Source organism: Nitrospinota bacterium (assembly GCA_016235255.1).
In the GTDB taxonomy this organism is placed as follows: Bacteria; Nitrospinota_A; UBA7883; order UBA7883; family JACRLM01; genus JACRLM01.
In genome coordinates this window covers 1-8,127 of record JACRLM010000037.1, presented here as the reverse complement: position 1 = coordinate 8,127, position 8,127 = coordinate 1, and the positions used below count along the sequence as shown (strand labels likewise).

General features: G+C 56.0%; 15 protein-coding genes. 1 reads left to right on the top strand and 14 read right to left on the bottom strand.

What is annotated here, in order from left to right; translation table 11 throughout:
* Positions 1-262: 262 nt before the first annotated feature.
* The 14 genes from HZB29_04895 to HZB29_04830 all read right to left on the bottom strand — a co-directional run bounded on the left by HZB29_04895 (position 263) and on the right by HZB29_04830 (position 7,304).
* On the bottom strand, positions 263-460 hold the full coding sequence (locus HZB29_04895; protein ID MBI5814930.1) for a DUF2283 domain-containing protein: 198 nt from the start codon (positions 458-460) through the stop codon (positions 263-265).
* A 265-nt stretch (positions 461-725) separates the two neighbouring features.
* Positions 726-1,124, bottom strand: coding sequence for a phosphoribosyl-AMP cyclohydrolase (locus tag HZB29_04890; protein ID MBI5814929.1), 399 nt, complete (start codon positions 1,122-1,124; stop codon positions 726-728).
* Positions 1,124-1,291, bottom strand: coding sequence for a hypothetical protein (locus HZB29_04885; protein MBI5814928.1), 168 nt, complete (start codon positions 1,289-1,291; stop codon positions 1,124-1,126). Before HZB29_04885 ends, HZB29_04890 begins: the two co-directional genes overlap by 1 nt.
* A 23-nt stretch (positions 1,292-1,314) precedes the next feature.
* Positions 1,315-1,779, bottom strand: a complete 465-nt coding sequence (locus HZB29_04880) for a hemerythrin family protein (GenBank protein ID MBI5814927.1) — start codon at positions 1,777-1,779, stop codon at positions 1,315-1,317.
* Positions 1,780-1,855: 76 nt separating this feature from the next.
* Positions 1,856-2,551 carry a phosphoribosylformylglycinamidine synthase subunit PurQ gene (purQ, locus tag HZB29_04875; GenBank protein ID MBI5814926.1) on the bottom strand — a complete coding sequence of 232 codons (696 nt, stop codon included), beginning with the start codon at positions 2,549-2,551 and terminating at the stop codon, positions 1,856-1,858.
* A 5-nt stretch (positions 2,552-2,556) separates the two neighbouring features.
* On the bottom strand, positions 2,557-3,024 hold the full coding sequence (locus tag HZB29_04870) for a cyclic nucleotide-binding domain-containing protein (protein ID MBI5814925.1): 468 nt from the start codon (positions 3,022-3,024) through the stop codon (positions 2,557-2,559).
* A gap of 4 nt (positions 3,025-3,028) precedes the next feature.
* Complete coding sequence (purS, locus tag HZB29_04865; protein MBI5814924.1) at positions 3,029-3,274, bottom strand: phosphoribosylformylglycinamidine synthase subunit PurS; 246 nt, start codon at positions 3,272-3,274, stop codon at positions 3,029-3,031.
* 17 nt (positions 3,275-3,291) lie between these two features.
* The gene (locus HZB29_04860; GenBank protein ID MBI5814923.1) at positions 3,292-4,017 is read right to left on the bottom strand and encodes a phosphoribosylaminoimidazolesuccinocarboxamide synthase; all 726 of its coding nucleotides are present in this window, start codon (positions 4,015-4,017) and stop codon (positions 3,292-3,294) included.
* Positions 4,018-5,319, bottom strand: coding sequence for an adenylosuccinate lyase (locus HZB29_04855; protein MBI5814922.1), 1,302 nt, complete (start codon positions 5,317-5,319; stop codon positions 4,018-4,020). It lies immediately after the preceding gene.
* Positions 5,320-5,452: 133 nt separating this feature from the next.
* A complete protein-coding gene (locus tag HZB29_04850; protein ID MBI5814921.1) occupies positions 5,453-5,722 on the bottom strand; it encodes a type II toxin-antitoxin system RelE/ParE family toxin in 270 nt (89 codons plus the stop codon).
* The gene (locus HZB29_04845) at positions 5,706-5,930 is read right to left on the bottom strand and encodes a ribbon-helix-helix protein, CopG family (GenBank protein MBI5814920.1); all 225 of its coding nucleotides are present in this window, start codon (positions 5,928-5,930) and stop codon (positions 5,706-5,708) included. The genes HZB29_04850 and HZB29_04845 overlap by 17 nt, the downstream gene beginning before the upstream one ends.
* A 132-nt stretch (positions 5,931-6,062) precedes the next feature.
* Entirely contained in the window at positions 6,063-6,713 is a 651-nt protein-coding gene (locus HZB29_04840) for an HD domain-containing protein (GenBank protein MBI5814919.1), read from the bottom strand.
* A gap of 38 nt (positions 6,714-6,751) precedes the next feature.
* Entirely contained in the window at positions 6,752-7,027 is a 276-nt protein-coding gene (locus tag HZB29_04835) for a BrnA antitoxin family protein (GenBank protein MBI5814918.1), read from the bottom strand.
* Between the two features lie 4 nt (positions 7,028-7,031).
* Positions 7,032-7,304 carry a BrnT family toxin gene (locus HZB29_04830; protein MBI5814917.1) on the bottom strand — a complete coding sequence of 91 codons (273 nt, stop codon included), beginning with the start codon at positions 7,302-7,304 and terminating at the stop codon, positions 7,032-7,034.
* Between the two features lie 123 nt (positions 7,305-7,427).
* On the opposite strand from HZB29_04830, the gene HZB29_04825 reads away from it, so the two are divergent.
* Positions 7,428-7,799 carry a BON domain-containing protein gene (locus HZB29_04825; protein MBI5814916.1) on the top strand — a complete coding sequence of 124 codons (372 nt, stop codon included), beginning with the start codon at positions 7,428-7,430 and terminating at the stop codon, positions 7,797-7,799.
* The last annotated feature ends 328 nt before the right edge of the window (positions 7,800-8,127 follow it).

Genomic DNA, 8,127 nt, shown 5'->3' with positions numbered 1-8,127 from the left:
TGAAATCAAAAAGAAAAGGAAGGCCGCGGCGTAACTGTCCGCCGCTTGCGGCCCCGCCGGGATTAATCGGAAATCACCGGATGGACAAAGCGGACAATTCATGTGCTACTAAACCGGACATTTCTATTTGTTGCTAACAGGTGTTTTTTCAGGCGAGCCATTTTCCGTATCAAATGTTTCCCCGTGGTCGCCGACCACAGTTCCTCTTAATCCAATAAATTGAAGACCGGGGTCGGCGCCCCCGGCGAAGCAACATAAAACTCTATGAAGCGCGTTCCAGCGTGTAAAGGTTCTGGATAGGAAATTTCTTGCTGGCGTCAAGGATTTCTATGCTGATAATGGAATGCTCTTTTGTTGTGTGCAATATGACGCCATCCTCGATTTCCACCGCCCCGTCCGGCGATCCGGAGGAAAGCTGTATATACGCCGCGTCTGCTTCTTCGTCGTACTGGACTTTCATGATTTATTTCCGTCAAACGCCTTTTTATAAGGATACGCGGTTATTATAAAGGCATTAGCGCCCGGTTTGAAAACAACTTTCAAGGGAAATCCTGAAAATCTCCCGTGAAACGACTTTATGACAGTGACCTTGCCTTCTTCCTCGAATATGGAATCTTAAGACTGGATCGCAAGCGATATGTCTTCTTCCGAAATGCCGTAAAGGCGCATGTTGTTTCTTATATGCCGGGAGAGTTTCATTTGTGTCAACGTGTCATCAACATTGTTCACTCTCTGTCCGCAAGCTTCCCGGTCCTAAAATCAATCTTCCGGTAAAAGCAGCTTTTGCGCGCGGCGCCGCTTTTCGGATCCTTGGTGTGGCAGGCTCCGGCGCCTTGCGGGGCCACAACGTATATCAGCGCATCCTGGTCGCAGTCCACGTATATGTCCACCATCTTCAGGTAATCACCGGAGGTCTCCCCTTTTTTCCATAATGCGCCGCGCGAGGTGGACCAGAACACCGCCACGCCGGACCTGACCGTCTCGTCGAGCGCTTCGCGGTTCACATAGCCGAGCATGAGAACTGAACCGTCCGAAGCGTCCTGGGCTATCACCGGCAGCAGTCCGCCGCGCTTCTCAAAGTCCAGCGAAAGGGAGCTTCCTTCCTCCAGCTCTTCTTTGCCCATCATGCGGCTCCGTTGGAATCTTCTTTTTTCGCCACCTGCGCCCGGCACGGCATGTTTTTCCGCGCGTGGGCGCCGGGCAAGGCGCAATGGATGGCAAGGAACGTCCTGCAACTGCCGGAGCCGTCCAGCCCTTTTTCCTCCGGGAAGCTGGCGTGCGGACATGTCATGTGGCGCCAAAGGGCGGGCAAGGTCACTTCACGCCCCTGGCGTTGAGGAAGTCGCTGTATCTCTTGTCCGCCACCATGATATGGTCCTTGAGCCATTCTGTGAGCACCGCGATGATCTCCACCGTCAGCCTGCGGGGGGTGGACTTGCCGGTCTTGAACCGCACCACGAAATCGCGCGCCGCCGAAACCAGCTTGTCGTGCTCTTCCCGGTGCCGCTCATAGTCCGGGTAGCCGTTTTTCATAAGCTCGATCTCCTCGTCGAAGAAATGGGTCAACGTATAGTTGACAAGCCCTTCGAGCACCACGCCGATGGCCTCCGCCGTGGGGTTGGTCCGGATCGCGTCGTGCATCTGGTTAAGATATTCAAAGAGGACCTTGTGCTGATCGTCGAATTTGGCGACACCAACGCTGTAGGACATATCCCACGACTGCTTGGACATCGCTTTCACGCCGGTCTCCGGTTTGTCGCTGGCAAACTGAGTGCTCAAACTGATACTTCAACCTCAAATAATGGACTTCAGGAAACAAACACGGCCGCCCTGCGCCCCGCATGGGCCGCAAGACCTAGACCGCGCTAAGACTGCTAATGATGGACTCGAAGACCGCCAGTCCGTCCGTTCCGCCCAGGGCCGATTCGCAGACCCTTTCCGGATGCGGCATCATGCCGGCCACGTTGCGTTTTTCAGAAAGAACTCCGGCTATGTTCATCGCCGAACCGTTCGGGTTGGCCTCGCCGGTCACCCGCCCGTCTTTTTCACAATATCTTAATAATACCCTGTCTTCGTCCAAAAGCTTCTTTAATGTCTCATCCGGGGCGGTGTACCGCCCCTCCATGTGGGCGACGGGGATGCGCAGGACCTTTCCCTTTTCAATCCCCCCGGTGGCGAACGAATTGGAAGTCTCCACCCGCGCGTGGACGTCCTTGCATATGAACTTCATATGCTCGTTATGCGCCAGCGCCCCCGGCAGCAGGCCCGCTTCCGTGAGAATCTGGAAACCGTTGCATATCCCCAGCACCGGCCCGCCCCTTTTTGCGAACCGCTCCACGGCCCCCATCACAGGCGAAAACCGCGCGATGGCGCCTGCCCGCAGGTAATCCCCATAGGAGAATCCCCCGGGAAGCGTCACCATGTCGTATCCGTCCAAAGAGCGCTCCGTGTGCCACACGAACTCCACGTCCACCCCAAGGTCGTGCTTGAGGGCGTGGTAGCAGTCGTGATCGCAATTGGAGCCCGGAAATACTATTACGGCGAATTTCATCTATTTCACTTGAAAACGTCGGCGAACCGGCCGGAGGTGAACCGAAGCCTGCGCGAAAGGGCCTTTGCGATGTTCCGCAGTATCTTCACCCCCACGTATGGATTTTCATTGAGCAACGTCTCAAAGCTCCCCCTGGTGAGGATCAAAAGCTCCACGTCCTCCACCGCCGTCGCCGTGGCAGACCGGGGCGATTCCTCCACAAGGCTCATCTCCCCAACGGACGCCCCTTTGTTAAACCTGGCCAGCACTGTCTGCCGGCCGTCCATGGACTCTTTCCTGATCTCTATCTTCCCGTTGACGATATAGAAAAGCGAGTCCCCGGACATCCCTTCCTTGCAAAGCACCGTCCCCGCCGGAACGCTCTTGTGGAAGATATGTTTGGCAAGTATGTCTATTTCCTCGTTGGAAAGCTGGTCAAACTCCGGCACCTCGAACATCAGGGTCTTGATCTGCTCGCCGTTCCTCTGGTTCATCTGTTCAGGCGGAGACTATCTCGATGTTGTAATTCTCCGTCACCGGGTTGGCCAGGAGCTTGTCGCACATCAGCTTTAGCTTGGCCATGGCCGCTTCGCGGTCCCGCTCTTCGAGCTCGATCTCGATAAGCTTGCCGACGCGGACATTCTTCACGTCCCGCCCGTCCAGTGATTCCAGCGCCCCCTGGATCGCCCGGCCCTGCGGGTCGAGTATCCCGGTCTTCAACGTCACAGTGATTTTTGCTTTCATCTATCCCCGCCGTCCCCTCAACGCGCCGCCAGAACCCGGCCGCGCATCTCCTCGTACACCTCGGTGAGCCTGCCCAGGTCGCGCCGGAACCTGTCCTTGTCCATCTTCTCCCCGGTGGCCTTGTCCCAAAGGCGGCATCCGTCCGGGCTGATCTCGTCGGCCAGCAGCACACCTTCCGGGCTCCTGCCAAACTCCAGCTTATAGTCCACAAGCGTTATCCCCATCCTTGTGAAAAACGCCGTCAGCCAGCCGTTGATCCTGAATGAAAGGTCCGCCACCGTCCGCATCTCCTCGTCCGTGGCAAGGTTGAACGCCCGGATGTGATGCTGGTTAATCATCGGGTCGCCCAGTTCGTCGTTCTTGTAGTAATACTCCAGCACAGGCTCGGAAAGCGTGGTCCCCTCCGGAACGCCCATCCGGGTGGAAAGCGACCCGGCCACGACGTTTCGCATCACCACCTCCACAGGGATGATGGAGACCTTTTTCACCACCATCTCCCGCTCGGACGGGGTGTCCACATAGTGGGTCTTGATCCCTTCCTTTTCCAGGAGGCCGAAGATGTGGGAGGATATGGCGTTGTTGCACACCCCCTTGTTGGTGATGGTCCCTTTTTTCTTGCCGTTGAACGCAGTCGCGTCATCCTTGAAGTACTGGATGAACAGGTCTGGCGACGAGGTGGAGTATATGATCTTCGCTTTCCCCTCGTAAAGAGCGTCACCTCTTGTTACAGCATCCACGGCCATTTAGTCCTCGCTTTCGAATACGCGGTCGAAGATATAGTCTATATTCTTCAAATGATAGGCCAAGTCGAATGATTCTTCAACCTGTTCCTTGGTCAGCACCCCGCGCACTTTCGGCTCGGCCAGCAAAAGGTCGAGGAACTGCTCCTTCTCCTTCCAGCATTTCATCGCCACCCGCTGCACGACGGCGTATGCGTCCTCCCTGCTCATCCCCGCCTCAACAAGGTCGAGCAGTATTTTCTGGGAGAATATCAGCCCCCGCGTCTTCTCCAGGTTCTCCACCATGTTTTCCGGATACACCACAAGCCCCTCGATAAGCCCCTTAAGCTTGCTTAACATGTAGTCCATCAATATGGTCGAATCGGGGAATATCACCCGCTCCACCGACGAGTGCGATATGTCCCGCTCGTGCCACAGCGCCACGTTGTCCAGCGCCGGGAAAAGGTTCCCCTTGATGATGCGGGCCAGCCCCGTCAGGTTTTCGGCGGTGATGGGATTGCGCTTGTGCGGCATGGCCGAGGACCCTTTCTGGCCTGCGGTGAACTTCTCCTCCGCCTCCAGCACCTCCGTGCGCTGCAGGTGGCGCAGCTCCACGGCGATCTTCTCCACCGTGGAGGCCGTGATGGCCAGGGCCGACATGTATTCGGCGTGCCTGTCCCGCTGGATCACCTGGGTGGCGATGGGGGCGGGTTTCAGGCCAAGCTTTTTGCACACATACTTCTCTATGTCCGGATCAATGTTGGCGTAGGTGCCGACAGCTCCGGAAAGTTTTCCGATGGCCACCGTGTCCCGGGCGGTCTTAAGCCTTTTGCGGTTGCGCACCATCTCGGCATGCCACAGGGCCAGCTTAAGCCCGAATGTCACCGGCTCGGCATGGATGCCGTGGGAACGCCCTATGCACACCGTCTCCTTGAATTCGAACGCCCGCTTCTTTAGCGCCTTTAGCAGGTCGTCCACGTCGTCCAATATTATCTCCGCCGACTGGACGAGCAGGCAGGCAAGCCCCGTGTCCACCACGTCCGAACTTGTCATTCCAAGGTGTATGAACCGCGAGTCCGGCCCCACGCTCTCCGCCACGGATGTGAGGAACGCGATCACGTCGTGCTTCACCTCCGCCTCTATCTTTGCGATGCGCTTGACGTTGAAATCGGCCTTCGACCGGATTGTGCGCAACGCCTCGGACGGGATCGCCCCTTTTTTCTCCCAGGCCTCGCACACGAGCACCTCTATCTTCAGCCATGTGGCGTATTTGTTCTCAAGGGACCATATCCGCTCCATCGCGGGGCGGGTGTAGCGTGGTATCAAGTTATCCAGTCCTCCCAAAAGCCGGTTTTAGGCGCATTCGCCCACAATAGGGGCAGGTGGGTATTATACGCGTCTTGCCGTCCGTGGAAACACGATTTTTCGGATTTTGGCGGGGCTGTCAGGCGGGCTGCTGTCAGGAATAAATATCTTTTCGATGCCCGATGCGGACGACGAGTATGACAACTTCATTGTCGCGGATATCGCACAGGATGCGATAGTCCCCCACGCGATATTTCCATAGCATTCCGAAACGCGGACCTTTGAGAGGCTCCCCTATGCTTCTCGGATCGTCCAGAACTGCGACGCGACGGATGAGAAAATCGAAAATCCTCCTGGATACCGAACGATCCAGCTTGGCCAAAACCTTTCTAGGTGTGGTGGATATCTCAATCGTCCAGGCCAAGGTCTTTTGCTACCTCTTCAATTGTATATGTACGGCTCTTTCCGGTCCGCAGATTTTCTAACTCGTTCTCCGCCTGGTAGATGTCCTCCATATCGTCAATATATTCGAGTATGGCCTGCCTGGCGTAATAGCTCTTTGTACGGCCAGTCTTTTTGGCGAGTTTTTCAAGACGTTTTTCCACTTCCGGGGGAAGCCTTAAAGCAAGCATTTTGTATGATCTCCTGATATTGCTATACAAGTATAGCATATTCCCGTGGTCGCTGACCACGGATTCCTAAAATGTGCGGCGCCATCGTCACGGCTATCGGGATCACGGCTTCGGGCACGGCGTGTCTTGCCCCTACATATCCCCCATCACCTCGGCGTTCAACCGCCCGAAAAACTCTTCCATGAAAGCGTGGCGCTCCCCGGCGATCCTTTTCCCGGCGGCGGTGAGCATCCGTTCCTTCACGTGACGCAGTTTCACAAGATACTCACGGTACGCGGTATCGTCCTGGCTGTATGATTGGGTCTTGTCTATGTCCACATCGGGGTCGTGCAGCCTGGCCCCAACCTCTCCGGCGAACTGGAACGCCCGCCCTATCCCCACCGCGCCGATGCCGTCGAGCTTGTCCGCGTCGAAAAGCGCCTTGGCCTCCGGGCTTTCGGGCGCAACCCCGCCGCGGAACCTGTGGGCCGCCACGCAATGGACCACGTTTTCTATCAACACCTCCCCCGCCCCGGCCTTCAGCAGCACTTCCCGTGCGATGTCCGCCCCCAGCGCCGCGTGGCATGTGGCCCCGCCCTGCCTGTCGGACTGGCTCCTCCCCACATCGTGCAGAAGCGCCGCCAGCCTCAGCACGGTCATGTCCAGCCCGTCTTCCCTGCCGATATGCTCGCAAAGGTGGAGCACCCGCAGCACATGGTCCCACCCGTGCGAGCCACGGGCGTCCGCGAAATACTCCCGCGCGGCGGGCTCCACGGCTTTTACGATATTTTCGTTGGATCGCATCACGGCAAGTTATACGAGGCGGCGCTTTGCGTCAAATCTCACCGTCCCGCATGCCTGTGGCTGTCCATATAGGCGCGCAGAAGGGCGTTGATCCGGGTCTGATAACCGCGTCCATGCGACTTGAACCACTTGACCACTTCGGTGTCAAGACGGATGGAAACGTGCTTCTTGCTTTCAGGCGCGGTGATTTTGGCGGTCTTGAACCATTCGGCGTCAACCATTGGAGGCGCATCGGGATCATCTTTCACCGAGGCCGCAATCTCCACGTCCGAAATGGCCTGAAGCTTTTTCCAGTCGGTCTTGCCTTTGGGCATCTGTTTAACGCTTTTGTATCTTGAAATAGTTTTCTCTTTCATTTTTTCCAGCTTTCCTCGCGGAAATCAGCCTTCGAAAAGGCCCTCTCCAGGTATAAATGACCGTTATGACAATCCCCTGAACTTCACCAAAAGCCTGTATGCGCTTTTCAGGTCCGGACCAGTCCACCGGCCGCTCGGCCACCGCATGGTCAAATATCAGCGCCGCGTCCTCGAAGCTTATCCCGTGTTTAATCCTGTTCTTTTCGTTCTTGTTCTCGTCCCACTCGAATCCCATGGATCAAGTATACACATATTGTATATATTATTCAAGCACACCTCCACCTTTTGCTGTTCCCATCCGGAGACAAAACTGGACTATAATCCCATTTGTCGCTTTCCACTTTAACGGAGGGGCCCGATGCCAAAGATTTTGACCGCCGCCGCGTTGCTTTTCACGCTGACGTTTTCCCCCGCCTTCGCCGCCGACGAGCAAAAAGGGACCATGGAGAAAATCGGCGCCTCCATGGACGATAAATGGAGCAGCGCAAAGGATTTCTTTTCCGACAGCGCCGTGAAGGCCCGCGTCGTGGCCCGTATTATGAAGGATGACTCCGTCCCGGCCAGGGACATATCGGTTTCAGTCAACGAAGGGGTGGCAACGCTTTCAGGCGACGCCCCGTCAGACGAGATAGCCCAGCGCGCCGTGGACATAACCCGCGCCACCGAAGGGGTGAAGGATGTAGTCAATAAATTAAACATCATCCAGCGAGTCCCTTCACAGGCGAAATAAGCGGTTTTGCGGCGGGCTTGCCGCGCCTTACAAGCTTGTTGCGGCGCCTAATCGAATTGTGACATACTTGAGACATCTATAAGCGAAAACAGTCAATTTAATATATTGATAACCCGGTACAGGCCGGGATTTATCAACAAAACCGCGAAGGCTCACTTGGGGAAATGATATGAAAAGCTTGCAGGCCAAACTGAAAGTGTCCTAAACTTAGTTGAAACGAAGGTATGACCTCACCTGCTACCATGTTTTTGAACGAAAACAACGGAAAGCAAGGAGGTCACATGAAAAGAGTAAACGGTAACGGGAAAACTGGCAAGGGAAGAATGGA

Excerpts from the sequence above, each read along its gene's own strand:
- HZB29_04870 (MBI5814925.1), bottom strand. The coding sequence starts at position 3,024 with ATGAACCAGAGGAACGGCGAGCAGATCAAGACCCTGATGTTCGAGGTG.
- HZB29_04860 (MBI5814923.1), bottom strand. The coding sequence starts at position 4,017 with ATGGCCGTGGATGCTGTAACAAGAGGTGACGCTCTTTACGAGGGGAAA.
- HZB29_04845 (MBI5814920.1), bottom strand. The coding sequence starts at position 5,930 with ATGCTTGCTTTAAGGCTTCCCCCGGAAGTGGAAAAACGTCTTGAAAAA.
- HZB29_04890 (MBI5814929.1), bottom strand. The coding sequence starts at position 1,124 with ATGGGCAAAGAAGAGCTGGAGGAAGGAAGCTCCCTTTCGCTGGACTTT.
- HZB29_04840 (MBI5814919.1), bottom strand. The coding sequence starts at position 6,713 with ATGCGATCCAACGAAAATATCGTAAAAGCCGTGGAGCCCGCCGCGCGG.
- HZB29_04825 (MBI5814916.1), top strand. The coding sequence starts at position 7,428 with ATGCCAAAGATTTTGACCGCCGCCGCGTTGCTTTTCACGCTGACGTTT.
- purS (MBI5814924.1), bottom strand. The coding sequence starts at position 3,274 with ATGAAAGCAAAAATCACTGTGACGTTGAAGACCGGGATACTCGACCCG.
- HZB29_04835 (MBI5814918.1), bottom strand. The coding sequence starts at position 7,027 with ATGCCCAAAGGCAAGACCGACTGGAAAAAGCTTCAGGCCATTTCGGAC.
- HZB29_04885 (MBI5814928.1), bottom strand. The coding sequence starts at position 1,291 with ATGACATGTCCGCACGCCAGCTTCCCGGAGGAAAAAGGGCTGGACGGC.
- HZB29_04895 (MBI5814930.1), bottom strand. The coding sequence starts at position 460 with ATGAAAGTCCAGTACGACGAAGAAGCAGACGCGGCGTATATACAGCTT.
- HZB29_04830 (MBI5814917.1), bottom strand. The coding sequence starts at position 7,304 with ATGGGATTCGAGTGGGACGAGAACAAGAACGAAAAGAACAGGATTAAA.
- purQ (MBI5814926.1), bottom strand. The coding sequence starts at position 2,551 with ATGAAATTCGCCGTAATAGTATTTCCGGGCTCCAATTGCGATCACGAC.